This window comes from Rhizobium sp. BG4 (assembly GCF_016864575.1).
Classification (GTDB): Bacteria; Pseudomonadota; Alphaproteobacteria; order Rhizobiales; family Rhizobiaceae; genus Rhizobium.
Window position 1 is genome coordinate 238,319 of sequence record NZ_CP044127.1, and the last position, 19,098, is coordinate 257,416.

Below are 19,098 nucleotides of genomic sequence, written 5' to 3' on the forward strand. Positions count from 1 at the left end.
ATATGCCGTTTTCCAATTTCGAACTCAAAACGGTAGATGTCGATGCCGGTGCCATCCGCCTCAGAATTGGTGGAAGCGGGCCGCCCTTGCTTCTGTTGCACGGCCATCCCCGCACGCACATGACATGGGGCACCGTCGCCGAAATCCTCGCGCCGTTTTTCACCGTCGTCTGTCCCGATCTGCCTGGTTTCGGCAAATCCTACATACCGCAGGACGCGCCCGATTCGATCCATTCGTCAAAGATGGAAAAGGCCAGATCGCTTCGCCAGCTGATGGATAAGCTTGGTCTTCCGTCCTTCTTTCTCGCCGGGCATGACAGAGGGAGCCTGACGGCGTTCCGGCTGGCCATGATGTGTCCCGACATTGTGCGAAAGCTCGTGATCATCGATGGCCTGCCTGTGCTCGAACATCTCGAACGCGCCGATTGGCGGTTCGCCCGCGACTGGTATCACTGGTTCTTCTTTGCCCAGCCCGGAAAGCCCGAGCGGGTCATCTCCGCAGATCCCCAAGCTTGGTACGACAAGCTGTCGCCCGACGTAATGGGGGCGGAGGCCTATGCCGACATTCGTGAGGCCATCCATGACCCAGCCGTGATCCACGGGATGATCGAGGATTATCGAGCCGGGATCCGCGTCGATCATATCCATGACAAGCAGGACCGGGAGGCGGGCCGCAAGGTTTCCTGCCCAATGCTTTGTCTTTGGTCACTTCGCGACGACATGCAACAAATCTACACCGATCCCGTCGCGATATGGCGCAACTGGGCCAGGGACGTCAACGGCTTCGGGGTCGACAGTGGGCATCATGTCGCAGAAGAAAATCCAAGAGATCTGGCTGCCGCAATCAAGACATTTCTCCTCACTGAGGATTGAGAGGCGTCGGTTTGCATGGAACTTTTATGGCGCGTCATATTTGTAGCTCGTGATCTCGGATCCGCGCCTGCTACCCGCGTCAAGCGACCGCGAAAGGAAAGACTATGAATAACAACCACCGCAGCAGTGAAAGAGTGACCGAAACGGCGACTGAGGCAAGGCAGGGCCGATGGGGCAGGCCGGTGTTCCTGGTCCTTATCGGTGGCCTGGTCCTTGCTATGATCGTCTGGATAGGTGTCGATATGTGGGGCGAGAGCATAGACACCGACAAAACCTCGACGGCCGCAACTGCGAATGACCCCATCAATGCCCAGCCCTCAGGGGAAGGAACCTTCGACAATAATGCCGCCGATGGCAGCGTGCCCCCGCCGGAGCAGACAGATCGTTCGCCTTCGCCGAGCGGCAACGGCGGCGGTCCGACGCAGGTCACCACACCGTCGGGCACCGAGAAGGTTCAATGAGGTCATGTTCGGACGCCGGCGGCATAGTCTGCCCCCGCACTTTGTTCAATGAAAACAGTCAGGAGGCTTTTAAATGACGGAGCATGACGAACTGCACAAGGTATGGGACCTTTCAGAGAAAATTGGCTTCTGCATGCTGACCACACAGTCGGGAAGCGATCTACGCGCCCGTCCGATGTCGGCATATGCCGAGAGGGTCGACAACGCCTTCTACTTCCTTACCGATATCGACAGCCACAAGGATGACGAAATCGAGCGTAACCCTGCCGTCTGCCTCGCCTTCGCAGACAGCAAGGGGCAGAAATACGTCTCGATATCGGGCATCGCGGAGGTCCAGAACGACCGGGAGAAGATCCGGGACCTCTGGGCGACCCCCGCCAAGGCATGGTGGGATAGTCCCGAAGATCCCTCGATCCGCATCCTCAAGGTAACGCCGAACTTCGCCGAATATTGGGATAGTCCAGGCACCATCGTCAGCTACATCAAGATGGCTGCCGCTGCTGTATCCAGCGCCAAGCCGGATATGGGCGAGAATGCCAAGGTACAAATGTAGGTCGAGGCGGTCATGGGTGTCGACAGACAGGAAATAATCCGCCGGCGCGCCTTCGAAATATGGGAGGACGAGGGACGTCCGGACGGTGCCGACCAGCGACATTGGCTGCAGGCGGAGGACGAGCTCTTCGGCGATGATGATCACGAAACAATGCAGGAACTGCTCGATGAGGACGATCATGACGATGACCTCGCATTTGGCGAGTCTGCGACAGCTAAAAGTCACTCGTTCGAGGCGGGGCCAGCCGGCCACGCTCAAAAGGAGACGCATCTCATGGCGAAACAAAACAGCGACGGCCTCAATGGTTTGTTGACGGAATTGGGCGTTCTGCCTCCGGAGCGGGATGGGCTGACAACCCTGACCGGTGATCAGCAGGAAGTGCTGAACGCCTATCAGTCGGGCCGGATGGAGGAGGCTGATTTTCAGCGTCATCTCGCAACCGACACTGTGCTCGCAGATCATGTCCGCTCATCGCTGACGGCCGGCCGCGATTAAGCCACCCGGCAGCCAATTTCGATCTCGCCAAGCAAGGATCACCAACGCGTCATGACACCTTTGGTTTCGCTTGCTCAGCCTGAGCCGGCGATAGAACTTCTGACGATAACCAGTACAAGGCGGAAGTGAGGCAACTGCCGTAGGACTTGGGAATTTATTGTTGCTGCCGGTGGAACCAGGCATCGTTGCGTAGGTTTGGCAATGGTTACCAACTCAGAAAACTCCCACGGAGGAAATTCCCAATGCGTATCAAACTTATTGCGGCATCCGTCGTCGCACACGCTATGGCAACGTCTGTATCCTACGCGCAGTCCAACCCGGTTCCCAATCACATGGCAACCGATAAGAACGCCAACGAGGATGCCGGCGGCGGCGCTGGAAGCAGCGATTCTTCCGGCACCAAGACCATGAAGCCGATGGGCACAGACTCGACGATGACCAACAGCACGACCGAACAGACCAAGTGTAAGGACGGCTCGAACGCCAAGGGCGCTCTCCAGACCCAGGCCGGCAAGGGTGATGCGACGCCACAGGATCAGGCCTGCGGCGAAAACAACAACTGACAGATTGTAACTGACGACAGGGAGGCCGGATCATCTCCGGCCTTTTTCCGTTTGCACAGCATTGAATGTTTTGCCGGAGGTCCACTCTTTGCGGGTTCGGCAACGCCAGCCGGAACCGATTGGCTTTACAAATGTTTGTGAGGAGACAAGGAACCCGCCCGTCGCCTGGAGGCCTGGATGAGTAGTGATCAATGGACACCGGAACTCTTTTCTGAAGCCTGGTCCGCCGGGATAGCAGCTGTCGTCGATGAGCGAATAACGCCCTTGCAGCATCTCGTTGTTATGTCATCGCCGGGAATCGATCGATACGACACAACGGACGGTCCGCTGAAACGCGAGATGGATCAGGTATTGGAGATTGGCCTCGCCAAGCTTCAAAAAAGTGGCGAGGCAGCGCCGGGCTAACGTTCGTAAAGTTGCGCTGAAGACCAGCAAGCGTTCCTTCGCGAAAGAATACGGAGCCGATCAACTTGGGCCTGTCGATCAAACGATATCTTGTCCCTCTCGCCGGCGCGATGATGGCCTTAGCCGCGACGCGGCTCGTAGTTCGCCTCAGCAGCCGGGGTGATCCCTGTCGCAATATCGCGACCGAAGATCCTCATGGAAGGGATGCCGAACGGCCTGAGGCGATACCCGCCCGGGGATTAGTCGATGTTTTCTGGCGCGTCTACGAAGAAGTCTTGAGGGACAGGGTTAGTCTGATCGCCGCCGGCGTCACTTTTTATCTGTTTTTGGCACTCTTTCCCGCCCTTGGCGCGGTCGTCGCACTTTACGGGCTTGCGGCGGATCGAGCGACGATGGCCCAACATATCCGGGAGCTCGCCGTTCTTCTCCCGCCAGGTGCCTTCGACATTGTCGCAGACCAGATCCAGGAGCTTTCGAAAAAGCCGAACGGATCGCTCGGCATTGCCTTCTTTGCGGGCTTCGCGATCGCTTTGTGGAGCGCCCACAATGGAACGTTAGCGCTTTTTGATGCGATGAACGTCGCCTATGAGGAAGACGAAAAACGGACCTTCTTGTGGCGCAACCTGACCGGCCTCGCGTTTACGCTTGGCGCTACGATCGTGGTCATTGCAATGATCGGGTTAGTCGCGGGATTGCCGATCGTCCTCTCCTACGTGTGGCTGGGGGAGGTGCCCGAAGAGATCGTGCTGATGATACGCTGGCCGGTTCTGCTTGCGATCTTCTTTTGCGGCATCATGGCCCTTTACCGCTTTGGCCCAAGCCGTGAACCCGCCAAGGTGCGCTGGATGACCTGGGGTGCTGCGATGACGACGATCGCCTGCGTGGCAATGTCGCTCTGCTTTTCCCTCTATCTCGACCGGTTCGCAGACTACAAGGCGACATACGGGGCGCTTGGCGCGCTAATCGGCCTGCTGGTCTGGACCTGGCTTTCTGTCACGATTCTGATCGTTGGCGCCGAGCTTAATGCCGAGCTCGAACATCAGACGGCGAGAGACACGACAACTGGCGCTCCGCTTCCAATGGGAGTGCGCGGTGCCTTCGTCGCCGACAGCCTCGGAAAGACCTCTGGTCAGTCCGGCTAAGCTTCATGGTTAAGCTGGGCGATCGACACGGCCTCAAGATCGCCGCGGAGCGTGCGAACAGCGTCGTTTCGACCCTGGGCCGGATCTTCAGAATCTTTAGCGACGTTCCGCAAGGAAACTGGCGTTCGTTATGCGAAGGAGCAGTGATGTTAGAAACCGATAGCAAGGCAAGCAAGAAGGAGCGCCGCCTGGGCGATGTCTCACGTTTCGTCGAAGCGCAGGAGCAGGCTGATAGCAGCTCGATTGCCCCTGCCGCTGTACAGCCAGCGGAACGAAGAGATGAACGCGTGCGCGCTCGTCGATCCTGTTTCCGCTGCGGCGCTATGAACGGAAATTTGGACCTGAACCCTGCAGTCGACGCCCTCGCCGATGCCGCCGCAGGTGCAGTTATGGGTAAATTTCGATGAGTTCGCGCTCGATGATCTTGAGAGGGTCTTGCGCGACGAGTGGCGCATGCGGGGCCTGCCGTTCAACGACAGTGCAAGGCCGTAAAAAGCATCCTCGTAATCAGTCGCGTTGCGTTGGTCGAATGGTGTCGACGCTGATCTGGCCGTCCAGAACACCGCGCTTCACGTCGGTGCGGCCGTGAGCGATCTCAATCACGGTGTAGAGCTTATCGTCGCGGAAGGAGCTGGCATTTGCTGTCGTGACGTCTTCTGCAGGCGCAGAATCGATCTCCATGTAATCAAGTTCGCGGCTGGCGGCGACGATCCGCGCGTCACCGGAGGTGCGCGCTGCCACAACAACCACACCATGACCCGGTGCGTTCGCCCATCTCGGATCGCCTGGACCCGCAATCGGCTCCAGGCGATAGATGGAAAGAGGTTCCGCGCTCAGATCGGCGCCGGCAGCGGTCGCGTCCTCGATCTGAGCCTTGCTCTCGACAGAGCTTCCAAACTCGACCTGGCTGGTCGCGGTGTTGATCTCTTCGGTATTGCCGGTCCTCGAGACGTTCGACATGATGTAGGAACCTCCGTTTTCGCGTTAATCTAACGACCGCGAAGGTCGGCGGTTCCGCCATACGGCGCTCCGATCGAAGAAATTGTCTACGGGCTGGGATGCCATCTACCTTTCGCCGAACGAGGGCCGCTTACGATGCAGCCGTCGATCCCCGGCCACCTGCGCGGCCGGGGCAGGAGCAGTCAGCCCAGTCTGACATTTTCGGCCTTGGATTTGCCGGTCTTACGGTCCTGGCCGACGTCGTAAGTGACTTTGTCGCCATCCTTGATCGATCCCTGACCGCTGAGCCCGCTGACATGGACAAAGACATCCGGTCCGCCAGCGTCCGGCGTGATGAAGCCGAAGCCCTTGTCCTGGTTAAAAAACTTCACTGTTCCTGTTGCCATTTCTTCCTCGGAATATGTCGGTCCAGACGTGTTCACTTTAGGCAGGCAACCGGGTGGGCACAACGGCCTTTTTGCAAGTGACACAATGAAAGAGGAAGGAACCCAATTGTGTCTTAGCTGGCTTGATCGGTTGGACGAAGAGCGGGCACGCGTGGTGAGAGGGGAAGCAAACGACGAGTTTCGATCTTGATGCAGGCCGTGCCTTCCCGGGTAGATCGCACTATCTGTGATTTGGGCCAGCGCTGAAGATGCTTCAGATGCCCCGAGCTTTTCCAATGAACCGAACTTCGGCGATCTAGGGTTCAGCGTGACTGAGTATTGGGTGCAATGCTCTGCGGACACCCACCGATGTCCCAGAGAACAACATTGTCTGGTTCAATTACCATAGGCGGGACCCTCTACAGGGCAGTGTTTATTTCTCACCATCGGAATGCGCGCATGGCCTCTCACTCGCCTGTACAGTGCGGCCGAGTCGAGGCTCAAGAGACGCGGTGTCACGGGGCATCGAAGCTATCTCTGAAGAGCGTCGGGCACGGTTCGACCGAGGGGTGGCCCAGATCCGGGCCGAGACGACGGCCAAGACTTGGATCAGATCGCTGAGCTCGTCGGTTGCGTCTTGCGAATTGGAGCGAGGGCGATGACAATCCTGCAGTCAATACATGCGAAGAGTTAAGGTTTGCTCCTCGCCAAAATCGATTGGCCTCCTACCTCTAGGAAAATGGCGGTAGCGAAGACGGAAGCGCAAACAAGCGGTGAATGGGATGGCAAGGCGTTTACCGCAGGCCTCGGACGAGGTTTTGCCGGGGCATTGATCTTTGCTCTGCCGATGTTCATGACCATGGAGATGTGGGAACTGGGGTTCTACATGGATCGCTGGCGTCTGCTGCTCCTTCTGATTGTGAACGTCCCGCTTCTTATCCTCCTTTCGGACCGCGTCGGGTTCGAACAGACGTCGACGTGGCGCGATGCGAGCCGTGATGCAGCGATCGCTTTTGCCATTGGTATCGTGTCGTCGGTGGCGATCCTTCTCGCTGTCGGCGTGCTTAAGGCTGGCCAGCCTGTCTACGAGATTGTCGGAAAGATCGCCCTCCAGGCGGTACCAGCCAGTATCGGCGCTCTGTTGGGCCGAAGTCAGCTCAATGGCGACGAGAGTGCCAAAGGCGATGAAGGTGATCCGGTGCAGGAAGGCCCCGCCGACTATAGCGGCGAGATGTTCTTGATGGCGCTCGGGGCCTTGTTTCTCGGCCTGAATGTCGCTCCGACCGAGGAAATGATCCTCCTGTCCTTCAAAATGAGCCCATGGCATGTTCTTTGCGTCATTGTCATCTCACTGGCGGTCATGCACGGTTTTGTCTACGCTGTCTCGTTCAAGGGGGGCCATGAGATCGGCGACAAGGTGCCCGCCTGGCACATCGTGGTTCGGTTCACATTGCCGGGATATGTCATCGCGCTGCTGGTCAGCGCCTTTTGCCTCTGGATATTCGAACGCTTCAGCGGAACATCTGCATCGGCGATTCTCCCGGCCGTGGTGGTCCTTGGCCTCCCGTGCTCCATCGGTGCAGCGGCCGCACGCCTGATTTTGTAGGACGACGAAAAGTGGCACGAAAGAAAACACCTTCAGCGAAACCGCACCCGGTTGAATGGGCGCTCGGCGTTGCCAGCGGCCTTCTCGTTGCAATTCTTATCGCCATCGTTGGCTATGAAGCGGCAACGAACTCCAGATCCCCACCGGACTTTGTGGTCTCCCGACTTGCGCCCACTGACGCTATCCCCAAGGGACAGGTGCGGTTCAAAATCACAAACATCGCCGATACCACAGCTGCGGCCGTGCTCGTGCGTGGCGAATGGCGCCGGCCTGATGGAATAACAGAGACGGCCGAAACGACGCTCGACTATGTCCCGGCAAACTCGTCGGGCGAGGGGGCGCTGATTTTCTCCGCCGATCCTGCTGCCGGCGACCTGTCGGTCCGCGCGGCCGGCTATGCAGACCCATGAGCAATGGAGTGCCGATGAGCAAGAAGAAGCAACCGATGCGCTGGCTGCGTGACAGGGAGGCGAAAAAGTCGAAAGCCAGCTTTCCGGAGCTTTTTTTTGATCTCGTCTTTGTCTTCGGCCTGATCCAGCTTTCTCATACGCTTGCAGAGGATTTTACGTCCACCGCTGTTGGTGAGGCCCTGCTGCTCATCTTGGCGATCTGGTGGCTCTGGATCAACACGACCTGGGTGACCAATCTCCTCAACACCGATAGTGAGCCTGTCCGCTATCTCCTTTTTGCCCTGATGTTCGCAGCCATCCTAATGGCGATCGCGCTTCCCGAAGCTTTTGGCGATCATGCGCTGCCCTTTGCTGCCATCTACGCCTTGATGCAGGTCGGACGATCGCTGTTTGCCTGGGTTGCGTTTGGCAGTCACGATCCGAAATCGGCCTCGACCTTCGGTCGGATCACGTTCTGGGCCTGCATAGCCGGCACGCTCTGGGTGGCTGGCGCATTTGCATCCACAGAGTGGCGTCTGGCAGTCTGGGGCTTGGCCCTTGCGATCGAATATGGCGTGCCGCTCCTGCGCTTTCCTTTTCCGGGGCTTGGCAGAGCCGACAAAGAGACCTTGAACCTCAACGGAGAACATCTGGCTGAGCGCTGCGCACTCTTTGTCATCATTTGTCTCGGAGAGACGATCCTGACCACGGGTCGCAATGCCGTCGAGCATATGGGGCCAGATCTGACGTTCCTGGTTTTCTGCGGCGCATTCCTAAGCACCGTCGCTATGTGGTGGATTTACTTCCACCGCGGCCAGGAGGAGGCGGCAGAGAAGGCGGAGGAAACCAACGAGCCTGAGGCGGTCGCGCATAGTTTGTTCACTTACGGACACCTTCCGATCGTCGCAGGCATAATCCTGACAGCAGTTGGCGAAGACTTTGCGCTTTCGCATCCAGAGGAACAGGGGGACTGGAAAAGTGCCTGCGCGATCATCGGGGGCCCCGTGCTCTTTCTGTGCGGGAACATCTGGCTGAAGCTCGCAGCCGCCCAGCGGTTTCCCTTTTCTCACCTTGCTGGTCTCGCTGGCCTCTCGGCAATCAGTATCGTTGCACTGCTGGTGCCGCTTTATCTTCTGAATATCGCAGCAACGGCAGCATTGCTTTGCGCCGCCATATTCGAATATGCCGCGCGTCGCCGGCCGCAGTCGCATCGCCCCGAGCGATAGCCTCATGTCTGACGGCATGTGATCTCCTGGTTATAGCCATCTGGAACCGGCTATCGCCATTCGTTCGATTGGGCCCATCTTACGGCTCAGCACACCACAACAGGGACTAAACGATGTCTACGCACGAAGACCAGATTCGCCAGCGCGCCTATGAGATATGGGAGCGTGAAGGCCGTCCGCACGGGGACGATCTGAAGCATTGGATGCAGGCCTTCCAGGAAATTGCAGAGAACGCGCAGCCCAGCACCCTCAAGCCTGCTCGGGCCACTAAAATGACGACCTCTTCGCCAGATGCCAAAAAGGCGACGACCGGGAAGATTAAAAAGGAAAAGTCATCAGCAAGCGCTGCGTCATCGCAGCCTGTGGTGTCTGGCGGCGCCAAACCGGCTCGGGGCGTCACGACGCACTGAGGCAGTTGGTCTCGGTTCAATTCTAGCCAGCGTACCCAGGGGTGCCTGTCGGCCACTAAGCTTATTGATGGGTTGCGCTATGAGGCTACGATCTTGGAAACACGCAGGCGAAGAAGGGCGGCCAGGTCCTGCCGTCCAGCGAGTTGCTCTGTCATCACGAAGGTTTTCAAAGAGCTGCTTTGCTAACGCTGCTTATGCGCGGTCACAAGGACCTCAGAACTTGTAGCCAAGCTGAAGTCCCGCGCGTGTCATTCCGTTGTTGGGGCCATCACAGAGGTTGGCGTGAGAAGAATGGGCGACCTGTGCCATTACATTCCAGTGACTGTCGAACCGGAAGCCCGCGCCTATGTATTCATGGAAGAGCAGGCGGCAACCAAGGGCTGGGCCGTTGTCGTTGCTGTCGAGGTCGCCTGTATGGATGACGCCGCCGAAGCCCGCCTCTGCAAACAGTTTATCGGAAAAATCGGCTGTCCACGAAAAGCCGGTGAAGACCTGACTTGCAGATCCTGACGTCCCGATGGAGGTTCCCAGATGGATTCGAGGGCGAGCAAGCTTTTGCAGACCCGTCGATTGATCATGGTCAAAGGGGTCGAAGAACAGCGTAAATTCGGGAAAAATTCCGTCTTCATGTTCGCCGCCGCCCTGGATGGACGCAGATGCGCCGAATCGTAACTCGTCAAAAACACCATCATCTGCAAGCGCCGGTGTGCCCGCAGCAAGTGTCGCCATTATTGCAGCGTGTAGAATTTTCATTGGGCGCCCCGAATCGTCGACGTCGATCATGCCAGCCCTCAATCAACGGCGTAAAGGGCATTCCGACTTTGTACGAAAGATGACAATCGGCATCAATCGTGGAACCCGCAACGCCACCGTTGCATTATAGCTGCGCTGGCACGTTCCTCAGTCGGCAACCTCACTTCAGCCCCGGTCAATGCCGGGGCTTTTCTTGTGTGCCTCGTTGCAGCCATCGCTTGTCAAAACGCTCCGCGGCGTTCACCCTTGTCTCAACAACATCGGGCTTCACTTCCTGCGACGAAAGATGCAGGTTGCTGGTAACTTCAGGCGCTGGCCATTATTCTGGTGCTTCTGCCTCAGATCGGAAACATCCGATGCGCTCCAGCCCGTTCGTCGCCTCAGACTGAAGGCTTAGTGCGAAGTTGCAAAAACCTAGCGCCTCCCGACGCCTTCCATGATTGCCGCGACGATTGCCTGCTCGAGAGCATGCGCGTTGTTTTCCAGGCCAGCCTCGTCTCCGTTAACCGCAGACGCCGCAAACTGAACCGCTTCATCGCGTACGATACGTCGGGCTGCTTTCCGCGCCCTCGCCTCGTAGACGCTGTCGTCATCATTTTGGAGCGTCATGGAACTCCCCCATCATCCCAGGATCCGAAAGGCGGTTACGACATACAGATTGGTGGTGGTCCTTGCAATCGTCTGTCCGGCCTCGAACGCTCAGCGGCGCCGTTCGTCTTCGAAGTCGGTTCGCAATAACTGGTAAAGCAGGATCGAGCGGCGTTCCGGTTGGGGCACCTTGGGTCGCCTGCGATCAGACGCGGGACAGGCAACGGCGCAATCTTGAAAAATTTTCCTCGCCCTGAAATATCTGCATCTTGCTGCAATCGACGGCGATATGATGAAGGAGATCTCTCCTGCAGCATGAGCAGAGCGAGGGCCTTGAGATCGGGCGGCTTCGCGGACCCTGCCTTGCCGTCATCAGGTCGCCCTGATGCTGCCACAGCGTTCAAGAGCGCTGCACATCACTATCTTTCAAACCACTTTTTTCGATGCGACGGGAATAGCTGCTGGCGCGTCTGCCCTCGACCTCTCCCCCAGCTGGAATGAGCCGCAAAACAACAGCAGCGAGGAGCACGATCGCAAAAGCAATCGGCAGGCAGATCGTCAACGCCAGCATCGTCATCCTCCGGTTCGCCCGGCATCATTTCACGGTCTTAGGCCATATGGCAGCTGTCTTTTCGGATGATGCGGGAAAGGAGCGGTTGGGCGCTCGTGGCAGGAGCGAGCGTCCGGCGCCAGGCTCGTGCTGCAGCCACACAAAGGCGCTCAGTCGTTTCGCGGGCTACCCTTACTGTGGTCACCGCCGCTGATAATTCGGGGCTCCACGCGCCAGAGACGGAAGAAGTATCGGCGCGCGTCGCCCTCGACGGCCATCATTCCAGCGATCTGGTCGTCACAGATCCGTTTGAAGTAGTCGGCGATCGGCTGGCTGTCGTAGACCATAGCCGCTGTCTGCGCGCCATCGAGTTTCCGCAGTTCGACCATCGCCGTCGTGCCCCGCGCGCGGCATGCCTTTTGCACGTACGAAAACCAGTTCCGGGCGATAGATGTCCGGCCGACGGCCGCCAAGCGCAGGGCAAGTTTGATAGGCAGAAAAGACGGCTCCAGGGCAATAAGCCGGCCTGTCTGCCACTGGAACAGGAGGGCGTCGGCTTTAAAATCCGCATGAAACCTTTTGCCGAACCATTGCAGATTTTCGAGCACGCCGTCGAGGGATGACCGGAAGAAATGCCTTCGCCCTGCCAAAGGCCGACCATCTCCGTCGGCAATACTGGCGGCAGCGAGCCGAACCAGGCGATCGTCTTCAATTGCTGATCGTTGGTCATCCTTGCTCCGGACAAATGCAAGCGGTTCATTCCGGCAACCATGGTGAAACCGCGCATCATACGCGGCTTCCGTGATTGCCGGTCGATCAGCGGCTGCCGGGAAGCATCTGGCTTTGCCGGACGTCGTCAATAGACTGATCCTGCGATGGCCGATCTCCGGCAGGTCGATCCCCTTCGGAGACGTCGCGCTGATGACCCGTCGGGATGACGTCGTCGACCACGTCGGGGGACAGTTCTGTCAGGTCGTATCCCCGCACTCGCGGTGATGTCGCTTGGGTGCTTCGCGTGTAACGGCCAGGTCCTGATGCGCTTCCTGCAGCCGCGTCCGCCTGGAAGACGTCTTCCTTGGACGCTGCTGCCTGTTGGGAACCAGTGCCTGCCGTCCAGCCTTCGGTGCGCCAAAGGTCGGCGCGTTCATCGAGGTCTATGGAACCCGCGTCGTCGAGAATGTCATGCGCCGTGTCGTAATTCGACTGATCGACGGAAGCGGAGACAAGAAAACCGCCGCGGCGCAACCCCTCGGCATAGACGTCGCGGTCTTCGTCCGGGAAGAACCAGTCCCCGAGCCTTGACCAGAAGCCGGAACTTTCCGCGGCAGACGATGCTCCTTCGCCGTCGGCTTCGTAGCCCGGCATAAGCCGCACGTCTGCGACGCCTTTAGACCTCAACTTTTCGACGGCGGTTTCGGCGTCGCTGCGGCTGTCGAAGAATGCAGTCAGGGTGCTCTTGGCTAGACCGCTTGCGAAGCTCGGCGCGCCTTCGTTATAGACGTTGGTCATGGAAATGCTCCTCCGTTGGTTGCTAGGGGAGCCAACGGGCAACGAAGGTGAATGTTCCAGCGGTCTACGGCTCAAGATTTGCAAACCGTGTCTGGCAGCGATCGCCTTCGGAACCGACCATTCGCTCGCAGCCCATCGCCAGTCGACGGCGCAGCTTTGCCAGACATGCGTCTGCGCCAAATTGTGCGACGAGACTCTTTCGCTCGAAGCCATCGCTGCGATGACAGAACCTACATTCCAGCACGATAACTGCGTCACGGAAGTCCTTTAGCCTGGGGCCATCGCCACCGGCCAGGTTGTGGTGTCTTCTGGCCATCTCTTCTCCAGGCGCAGGGCATCTCATCGCGCGGCAGCTAGCTAGCCGCATGGTTTTCAACAGGCAAGGCACCGACGGCGAATTTTTTCGATAACGGCATTTAAGCTGAAAGCTTCCACTATGGAATTGATTCACCTCGCTTATCTTTTCTATCGCCCAGTTCGAGGAATAGATTCCTGGAATCGGCGATCTTGACGGCGGTCAAGATAAGGAACAAAAAGGGAACAATCAACTTTTCACGGCATGAAGCCGGATGTTTTAACGCGATTTCGAAAGGATTCGTGACAGATGACTGTTGCCCGCGAGCACGTTCTCGCCGACCTGCGAGAGCGCATTTCCGCCCTTGAAGGCGGGATCGCAAGACGTGCCGGTTCGCTGCCGTTCGGTGTAGCCGAGATCGACGCGACCTTGCCAGGCGGTGGTCTGGCGCGCGGCGCGCTGCATGAATTCGCGGGTGGGGGGCAGGGACCGTCGACGGGGCGGCGGCAGCTTTGTTCGCCGCTGGTATCGCAGCTAGAACCACCGGTCAGGTGGTATGGTGCCTAACCCGCCCGGACCTGTTCATGCCTGCTCTGGCACAATCCGGTCTGCATCCCGGCCGGGTTGTCTTTGTCGAAGGAGACAAGGAGGAAGATGTCCTTGCCAGTATGGAGGAATGCCTGGCCTATGGTGGTCTCGGAGCGGTAGTAGGCGAACTCGTTCGACTTCCCATGACTGCCTCAAGGCGGCTTCAGTTGGCTGCAGAACGAAAGGGTACGATTGCCCTGGCCGTAAGGCGGTGGCGACGACAGATCGAAGCCAACGACTTTGGTCAGCCAACAGCGGCAACGACGCGCTGGAGGATCAGCGTCCTGCCAAGCGTTGATCTCCCGGTTCAGGGCGTCGGCAGGCCAAGGTGGTTGTTGGAATTAATGAGATCGCGTGCGGGCGAGTGTGCTGAGTTCGAAATCGGAGCCTGCGATGACAAGGGTCGTATCGATATTCTTCCCCGATCTGGCGACCGATCGGATTCGGAGAGCCGATCCCTCTATTCCGCTTGATCAGGCCATCGCGGTTATCGCGAAGTCGGGTTCCAGACGTTGGGTGTCTGCCGCCGATGACGCGGCGCGCAGGGCCGGAGTAACCCCTGGAATGCCGGCTGCCAAAGCGCAGGCGATCTTTCGCGACCTGAAGTTGGTGGATGCCGACCCTGTTGGCGACCAGTTAGCTCTCAAACGGATTGCGTTATGGGCGCTTTCCATCTACTCGCCCGTCGTCGCCGTGGATGGCAACGACGGTATCGTCATGAACACCGAGGGTGCCGATCATCTGCAAGGCGGCGAGCAGAAAATGCTCAGCCGTGTCGCAAGCCAGTTCAAAGCCAAGGGTCTTAACGCACGGGTGGCAATCGCCGACACCTGGGGCGCTGCTCATGCCTGTGCTCGATCGATCAGGCGTGAAACGGTCATCGTTGGCCGCGGTGAACTGTTCCATGCGGTGGCGAGGCTTCCTGTTGCATTGCTAAGGCTTGCCCCCAAGATCGTCGCCGATCTCGGGACGCTCGGGTTCCGGACCATCGGCGAGTTGTCGGCGACGGCCAGAGCGCCGCTCGCGCTGCGGTTCGGCCCGGAAGTCGGCCGGCGCCTCGACCAGATGTTCGGCCGGATCTCCGAACCGATCGAACCAATCCGCGAAGCCGACCGGATCGACGTATCACGCGCTTTCGCTGAACCCATCGCAGCCGCCGAAACGATCAACAAGTATGTGGGTCGGCTCATCCAGCAACTGATCGGCGAGCTCCAACGTCGCGGTCTGGGGGCTCGCAAAATAGACCTGATCGTCGAAAAGACCGACGGCACCCTCCAGGCGATAAGGGCAGGAACTGCCAAGCCCGCTCGCGACGAGGCCTGGCTGACGAAATTGTTCAAGGACCGCACCGAGAAAATCGAGCCAGGTTTCGGTATCGAGAAGCTGACGCTCATCGCGGTCGTGACCGAACCACTCCAAGAGCAACAGAAGACGTCGTCGCTTGTAGAGGAGGCGGCGGCAGACATTGCGCCTTTGATCGACATCCTGGGCAATCGCGGTCAGCGCGTTTACCGTATCGCTCCGGTCGCCTCGGATGTTCCGGAGCGCAGCGTCAGACGGATTGCGCCTGCTGGGGATGATATCCGAGGGACCTGGGACGGCCACTGGCGACGGCCGATACGGCTGCTTCACCAGCCTGACGAGATCAAGGCGCTTTCCCTCATGCCGGATTATCCACCGCGCAGCATCACCTGGAGGGGACGTCAGCATAATGTGCGCAAGGCAGACGGTCCCGAGCGTGTCTTCGGCGAATGGTGGACCTGCGAGAGCGAGCTTGAGGCCGTGCGGGATTACTACGTGGTGGAGAACGAGATGGGAGAGCGATATTGGATATTCCGCAGCGGTGACGGTGTCGATCCGGAGACGGGAGATCGCAAATGGTTCATGCATGGGATATTCGGATGAGATATGCCGAGCTCCAGGTCACCACCCATTTCTCGTTCCTGCGCGGCGCTTCTTCTGCCGACGAATTGTTTGCGACGGCAAAGGAGTTGGGCATCGAAGCGCTTGGCGTTGTCGATCGAAACTCCCTGGCCGGCATCGTCCGGGCGCTCGAGGCGTCGCGGGCCACGGGTGTTCGCCTGGTGGTCGGCTGTCGTCTTGACCTGCAAGAGGCAATGTCCATTCTCGTCTATCCGACCGACAGGGCGGCCTACTCTCGGCTGACCCGGCTGATCACGTTCGGCAAGGGTAGGGGAGGCAAGGACAATTGTATCCTGCAACTTGACGACCTCGCTCTCTACAGCGATGGCCTCATCGCCATTTTGGTTCCTGATCTGCCGGACGAGCTTTGCGCGCTCCACCTTAGGAAGATGTCCGAAATCTTCGGCGACCGAGCCTATGTTTCGCTCACCTTGCGACGTCGGCCGAACGACCAGATGCGGCTCCACGAGATTGCCAACATGGCGGCCAAGCACCGTGTTCGCACTGTCGTCACAAACGATGTGCTGTTTCACAAACCGGGGCGGCGTCAATTGCAGGACGTGGTCACCTGTATACGGAACAACACGACCATTGACGAGCTCGGTTTCGAGCGTGAACGCCATGCCGACCGATACCTTAAGCCGCCACACGAAATGGAGCGCCTCTTTCCGCGCTATGCGGAAGCTTTGGCCAGGACCACGGAGATTGCCGAGCGCTGCAGGTTCTCACTGGAAGAGCTCACGTACCAGTACCCGCAGGAGGCCATTGTTCCCGGCATGGATGCCCAGCAGTCGTTAGAGCATTATGTCAGGGAGTGCATCCCCCAACGATATCCGGAAGGTTTGCCCCAAAAGGTTCTTAGAGCCGTCCGACATGAACTCGATCTCGTCAAGGAGATGCGCTATGCGCCGTACTTCCTGACGGTGTTCAGCATCGTCAAATTCGCGCGGAGCCAGGGCATCCTGTGTCAGGGCCGGGGATCAGCCGCCAATTCGGCGATCTGCTACATCCTCGGGGTCACAAGCATCGATCCTGAAACCAACGATCTCCTCTTCGAACGCTTCGTATCCAAGGAGCGCGACGAGCCACCCGATATCGATGTCGACTTCGAGCATGAGCGGCGTGAACAAGTCATCCAGTGGATCTACAAGACCTACGGCAAGGAAAAGGCGGCGCTCTGCTCAACGGTCACGCGCTACCGGGCCAAAGGCGCGATCCGTGATGTGGGCAAGGCGCTGGGCTTGCCGGAAGACGTCATCAAGGCGTTGTCCTCGGGCATGTGGTCATGGTCAGAGGAAGTGCCCGATCGCAATATCCGGGAGCTGAACCTCAATCCCGCGGACCGCCGGCTGGCTTTGACCCTCAAGCTCGCCCAACAGTTGATGGGAGCGCCGCGTCATCTTGGCCAGCACCCGGGCGGTTTCGTCCTCACCCATGATCGCCTGGACGAGCTCGTTCCCATAGAACCGGCAAGCATGGCCGATCGTCAGATTATCGAATGGGATAAGGACGACGTTGAAGCCTTGAGGTTCATGAAAGTCGACGTCCTGGCGCTCGGCATGCTCACCTGCATGCAGAAGGCCTTCGATCTCATTCGCGACCATAAACACCAACCCCTGGATCTTGCTTCTATACCGCAGGAGGACGCCGCGACCTACGCAATGATACGCGAGGCGGATACGCTTGGGACTTTCCAGATTGAGAGCCGCGCGCAAATGGCGATGTTGCCGCGTATGAAGCCGAGGACCTTCTACGACCTCGTCGTCCAGGTAGCGATCGTTCGGCCAGGCCCGATTCAGGGCAATATGGTCCATCCTTACCTCCGCAGGAGAGAAGGCAAGGAAAAGGTCGAGTACCCGACACCGGAACTGGAGGCCGTCCTCGGCAAGACGCTGGGCGTCCCGCTGTTTCAAGAGTCGGCAATGAAGGTCGCCATGGTCTGTGCCGGCTTCACCGGTGGCGAGGCCGACCAGCTTCGAAAATCCATGGCGACCTTCAAGTTTACGGGCGGCGTCTCACGCTTCAAGGACAAGCTCGTGTCAGGCATGATCAAGAACGGATACTCAGCTGAATTCGCAGAGAAAACCTTTAGTCAGCTTGAAGGCTTCGGCAGCTATGGCTTCCCTGAAAGCCACGCGGCGTCGTTCGCGCTGATCGCTTATGCTTCCAACTACGTGAAGTGTCATTTCCCTGATATCTTCTGTGCAGCGCTATTGAACTCCCAGCCCATGGGCTTCTACGCGCCTGCGCAAATCGTCGGAGACGCCCGAAATCACAACGTGGAAGTCAGGCCCGTCTGTATCAATCGCTCACGCTGGGACTGCACGCTTGAGGAGCTCGAAAACAATACGGGCCGGCATGCGGTCAGACTTGGCATGCGAATGGTCAAGGGGTTGGCCGTCGCCGACGCGGCACGCATTGTTGCTGCCCGCATGAACCGGGTATTCGAAAGTGTCGATGACTTGTGGCGACGTTCGAACGTTCCAACGGAAGCCCTTGAACAACTTGCTGAGGCGGACGCCTTCCTGCCGTCAATGGAGCTTGAACGTCGCGACGCTCTCTGGGCGATTAAGGCGCTACGCGACGAGCCCTTGCCGTTGTTTGCCGCAGCAGCCGAGCGCGAGGCAACGGTGATAGCCGAACAACAGGAACCGGAAGTCCATCTGCGCCAAATGACTGAAGGGCATAATGTCATCCAGGACTACGGCCATGTCGGCCTGACACTCCGTGACCACCCGATCTCCTTCCTGAGGGCCGATCTCGCGAGGCGAAACATCGTCACCTGTTCAGACGCCATGAGCGCCCGCGACGGTCAATGGCTGATGACCGCCGGCCTTGTTCTTGTCCGCCAGAAGCCGGGCAGCGCAAAGGGCGTCATGTTCATCACTATCGAAGACGAAACCGGCCCTGCCAATGTCGTCGTCTGGCCGTCGCTATTCGAGAAGCGGCGTCGGGTGGTGCTGGGATCGTCGATGATGGCGATCAACGGCAGGATTCAGCGCGAAGGTGACGTCGTCCATCTTGTCGCCCAGCAACTATTCGATCTCTCCGACGATCTGACAGGGCTTGCTGACCGCGATCTCGACTTCAAGCTGCCGACGGGCAGGGGTGATGAGTTCGCCCACGGATCTCCTGGAAGTCCGGATTCACGGGATCGCAGGCCGTCCGTCAGGCCAAGAGATATCTTTATTCCGGATCTGCATATCGATACGCTGAAGGTAAAGAGCCGGAATTTTCAGTGATATCCAGGTCGGGCGGCGCCCGTTTGCTGTGAGGAAAGCCGAAAAACATGAGCCGGTTGACGAAAGCTCGCCGACCGGATCATGTCCAAGACGACAGTCCCTCATCGAGCCTGGCCCGGCAAACTGATAACCATGCACTCGAGCTGGCGGGTGTAGCGATGCCAGGGCCGCCGATGACAGGTCATGGTGACGGCGTCGGGGCA

General features: G+C 58.7%; 19 protein-coding genes and 3 pseudogenes. 15 read left to right on the top strand and 7 right to left on the bottom strand.

Going from position 1 to position 19,098, the window contains the following annotated elements:
* The first annotated feature begins 2 nt into the window (after nt 1-2).
* The 8 genes and pseudogenes from F2982_RS28815 (at nt 3) to F2982_RS31780 (ending at nt 4,898) form a co-directional block, all read left to right on the top strand.
* On the top strand, nt 3-872 hold the full coding sequence (locus F2982_RS28815; protein WP_203431621.1) for an alpha/beta hydrolase: 870 nt from the start codon (nt 3-5) through the stop codon (nt 870-872).
* Nucleotides 873-976: 104 nt separating this feature from the next.
* Nucleotides 977-1,333, top strand: a complete 357-nt coding sequence (locus F2982_RS28820; protein ID WP_148194873.1) for a hypothetical protein — start codon at nt 977-979, stop codon at nt 1,331-1,333.
* A gap of 73 nt (nt 1,334-1,406) precedes the next feature.
* A complete protein-coding gene (locus tag F2982_RS28825) occupies nt 1,407-1,886 on the top strand; it encodes a pyridoxamine 5'-phosphate oxidase family protein (RefSeq protein ID WP_112720379.1) in 480 nt (159 codons plus the stop codon).
* Between the two features lie 12 nt (nt 1,887-1,898).
* Nucleotides 1,899-2,072: pseudogene (locus F2982_RS31775) on the top strand (DUF2934 domain-containing protein); the annotation flags it as partial.
* A gap of 551 nt (nt 2,073-2,623) precedes the next feature.
* On the top strand, nt 2,624-2,944 hold the full coding sequence (locus tag F2982_RS28835) for a hypothetical protein (RefSeq protein ID WP_203431537.1): 321 nt from the start codon (nt 2,624-2,626) through the stop codon (nt 2,942-2,944).
* Nucleotides 2,945-3,121: 177 nt separating this feature from the next.
* On the top strand, nt 3,122-3,349 hold the full coding sequence (locus F2982_RS28840; protein ID WP_199629987.1) for a hypothetical protein: 228 nt from the start codon (nt 3,122-3,124) through the stop codon (nt 3,347-3,349).
* A gap of 59 nt (nt 3,350-3,408) precedes the next feature.
* Entirely contained in the window at nt 3,409-4,491 is a 1,083-nt protein-coding gene (locus F2982_RS28845; RefSeq protein WP_199630015.1) for a YihY/virulence factor BrkB family protein, read from the top strand.
* Between the two features lie 5 nt (nt 4,492-4,496).
* On the top strand, nt 4,497-4,898 hold the full coding sequence (locus F2982_RS31780; RefSeq protein WP_246777735.1) for a hypothetical protein: 402 nt from the start codon (nt 4,497-4,499) through the stop codon (nt 4,896-4,898).
* A 100-nt stretch (nt 4,899-4,998) separates the two neighbouring features.
* Here F2982_RS31780 and F2982_RS28855 read toward each other — a convergent pair whose 3' ends face one another.
* Together F2982_RS28855 and F2982_RS28860 are read right to left on the bottom strand one after the other, a co-directional pair.
* A complete protein-coding gene (locus tag F2982_RS28855; RefSeq protein WP_130284342.1) occupies nt 4,999-5,451 on the bottom strand; it encodes a hypothetical protein in 453 nt (150 codons plus the stop codon).
* Nucleotides 5,452-5,633: 182 nt separating this feature from the next.
* Nucleotides 5,634-5,837 (bottom strand): cold-shock protein, encoded by a 204-nt coding sequence (locus F2982_RS28860; RefSeq protein ID WP_130284340.1) that lies wholly within the window; start codon nt 5,835-5,837, stop codon nt 5,634-5,636.
* A 718-nt stretch (nt 5,838-6,555) separates the two neighbouring features.
* On the opposite strand from F2982_RS28860, the gene F2982_RS28865 reads away from it, so the two are divergent.
* From F2982_RS28865 to F2982_RS28880, 4 genes are all read left to right on the top strand, one after another.
* Nucleotides 6,556-7,422 (top strand): TIGR02587 family membrane protein, encoded by an 867-nt coding sequence (locus tag F2982_RS28865; RefSeq protein WP_148194871.1) that lies wholly within the window; start codon nt 6,556-6,558, stop codon nt 7,420-7,422.
* Nucleotides 7,423-7,433: 11 nt separating this feature from the next.
* Complete coding sequence (locus F2982_RS28870; protein WP_203431538.1) at nt 7,434-7,832, top strand: TIGR02588 family protein; 399 nt, start codon at nt 7,434-7,436, stop codon at nt 7,830-7,832.
* A 14-nt stretch (nt 7,833-7,846) separates the two neighbouring features.
* Nucleotides 7,847-9,037, top strand: a complete 1,191-nt coding sequence (locus F2982_RS28875; protein ID WP_246777736.1) for a low temperature requirement protein A — start codon at nt 7,847-7,849, stop codon at nt 9,035-9,037.
* Nucleotides 9,038-9,150: 113 nt separating this feature from the next.
* The gene (locus F2982_RS28880; RefSeq protein WP_203431539.1) at nt 9,151-9,447 is read left to right on the top strand and encodes a DUF2934 domain-containing protein; all 297 of its coding nucleotides are present in this window, start codon (nt 9,151-9,153) and stop codon (nt 9,445-9,447) included.
* 213 nt (nt 9,448-9,660) lie between these two features.
* Here F2982_RS28880 and F2982_RS28885 read toward each other — a convergent pair whose 3' ends face one another.
* The 5 genes and pseudogenes from F2982_RS28885 to F2982_RS28905 all read right to left on the bottom strand — a co-directional run bounded on the left by F2982_RS28885 (nt 9,661) and on the right by F2982_RS28905 (nt 12,847).
* Entirely contained in the window at nt 9,661-10,200 is a 540-nt protein-coding gene (locus tag F2982_RS28885; RefSeq protein ID WP_246777760.1) for an acyloxyacyl hydrolase, read from the bottom strand.
* 414 nt (nt 10,201-10,614) lie between these two features.
* Nucleotides 10,615-10,809 carry a hypothetical protein gene (locus F2982_RS28890; protein ID WP_148194868.1) on the bottom strand — a complete coding sequence of 65 codons (195 nt, stop codon included), beginning with the start codon at nt 10,807-10,809 and terminating at the stop codon, nt 10,615-10,617.
* A gap of 379 nt (nt 10,810-11,188) precedes the next feature.
* The gene (locus tag F2982_RS28895; protein ID WP_162708794.1) at nt 11,189-11,359 is read right to left on the bottom strand and encodes a hypothetical protein; all 171 of its coding nucleotides are present in this window, start codon (nt 11,357-11,359) and stop codon (nt 11,189-11,191) included.
* A gap of 149 nt (nt 11,360-11,508) precedes the next feature.
* Nucleotides 11,509-12,068, bottom strand: a pseudogene (locus tag F2982_RS28900) (GXWXG domain-containing protein).
* Between the two features lie 86 nt (nt 12,069-12,154).
* Nucleotides 12,155-12,847, bottom strand: coding sequence for a hypothetical protein (locus F2982_RS28905; protein ID WP_203431541.1), 693 nt, complete (start codon nt 12,845-12,847; stop codon nt 12,155-12,157).
* 604 nt (nt 12,848-13,451) lie between these two features.
* Between F2982_RS28905 and F2982_RS28910 the strand changes: the two are divergent.
* From F2982_RS28910 to F2982_RS28920, 3 genes and pseudogenes are all read left to right on the top strand, one after another.
* Nucleotides 13,452-14,203 (top strand): annotated as a pseudogene (locus F2982_RS28910) (ImuA family protein).
* Complete coding sequence (locus F2982_RS28915) at nt 14,124-15,635, top strand: DNA polymerase Y family protein (protein ID WP_148194865.1); 1,512 nt, start codon at nt 14,124-14,126, stop codon at nt 15,633-15,635. The pseudogene F2982_RS28910 and the gene F2982_RS28915 overlap by 80 nt, the downstream one beginning before the upstream one ends.
* Nucleotides 15,632-18,895, top strand: coding sequence for an error-prone DNA polymerase (locus tag F2982_RS28920; RefSeq protein WP_203431542.1), 3,264 nt, complete (start codon nt 15,632-15,634; stop codon nt 18,893-18,895). Before F2982_RS28915 ends, F2982_RS28920 begins: the two co-directional genes overlap by 4 nt.
* Nucleotides 18,896-19,098 lie beyond the last annotated feature (203 nt).

What these genes read in the sequence shown, in the direction of transcription:
- F2982_RS28815 (WP_203431621.1), top strand. Translation starts at nt 3, where the DNA reads ATGCCGTTTTCCAATTTCGAACTCAAAACGGTAGATGTCGATGCCGGT.
- F2982_RS28820 (WP_148194873.1), top strand. Translation starts at nt 977, where the DNA reads ATGAATAACAACCACCGCAGCAGTGAAAGAGTGACCGAAACGGCGACT.
- F2982_RS28825 (WP_112720379.1), top strand. Translation starts at nt 1,407, where the DNA reads ATGACGGAGCATGACGAACTGCACAAGGTATGGGACCTTTCAGAGAAA.
- F2982_RS28835 (WP_203431537.1), top strand. Translation starts at nt 2,624, where the DNA reads ATGCGTATCAAACTTATTGCGGCATCCGTCGTCGCACACGCTATGGCA.
- F2982_RS28840 (WP_199629987.1), top strand. Translation starts at nt 3,122, where the DNA reads ATGAGTAGTGATCAATGGACACCGGAACTCTTTTCTGAAGCCTGGTCC.
- F2982_RS31780 (WP_246777735.1), top strand. Translation starts at nt 4,497, where the DNA reads ATGGTTAAGCTGGGCGATCGACACGGCCTCAAGATCGCCGCGGAGCGT.
- F2982_RS28855 (WP_130284342.1), bottom strand. Translation starts at nt 5,451, where the DNA reads ATGTCGAACGTCTCGAGGACCGGCAATACCGAAGAGATCAACACCGCG.
- F2982_RS28860 (WP_130284340.1), bottom strand. Translation starts at nt 5,837, where the DNA reads ATGGCAACAGGAACAGTGAAGTTTTTTAACCAGGACAAGGGCTTCGGC.
- F2982_RS28865 (WP_148194871.1), top strand. Translation starts at nt 6,556, where the DNA reads ATGGCGGTAGCGAAGACGGAAGCGCAAACAAGCGGTGAATGGGATGGC.
- F2982_RS28875 (WP_246777736.1), top strand. Translation starts at nt 7,847, where the DNA reads ATGAGCAAGAAGAAGCAACCGATGCGCTGGCTGCGTGACAGGGAGGCG.
- F2982_RS28880 (WP_203431539.1), top strand. Translation starts at nt 9,151, where the DNA reads ATGTCTACGCACGAAGACCAGATTCGCCAGCGCGCCTATGAGATATGG.
- F2982_RS28885 (WP_246777760.1), bottom strand. Translation starts at nt 10,200, where the DNA reads ATGAAAATTCTACACGCTGCAATAATGGCGACACTTGCTGCGGGCACA.
- F2982_RS28890 (WP_148194868.1), bottom strand. Translation starts at nt 10,809, where the DNA reads ATGACGCTCCAAAATGATGACGACAGCGTCTACGAGGCGAGGGCGCGG.
- F2982_RS28895 (WP_162708794.1), bottom strand. Translation starts at nt 11,359, where the DNA reads ATGCTGGCGTTGACGATCTGCCTGCCGATTGCTTTTGCGATCGTGCTC.
- F2982_RS28905 (WP_203431541.1), bottom strand. Translation starts at nt 12,847, where the DNA reads ATGACCAACGTCTATAACGAAGGCGCGCCGAGCTTCGCAAGCGGTCTA.
- F2982_RS28915 (WP_148194865.1), top strand. Translation starts at nt 14,124, where the DNA reads ATGACAAGGGTCGTATCGATATTCTTCCCCGATCTGGCGACCGATCGG.
- F2982_RS28920 (WP_203431542.1), top strand. Translation starts at nt 15,632, where the DNA reads ATGAGATATGCCGAGCTCCAGGTCACCACCCATTTCTCGTTCCTGCGC.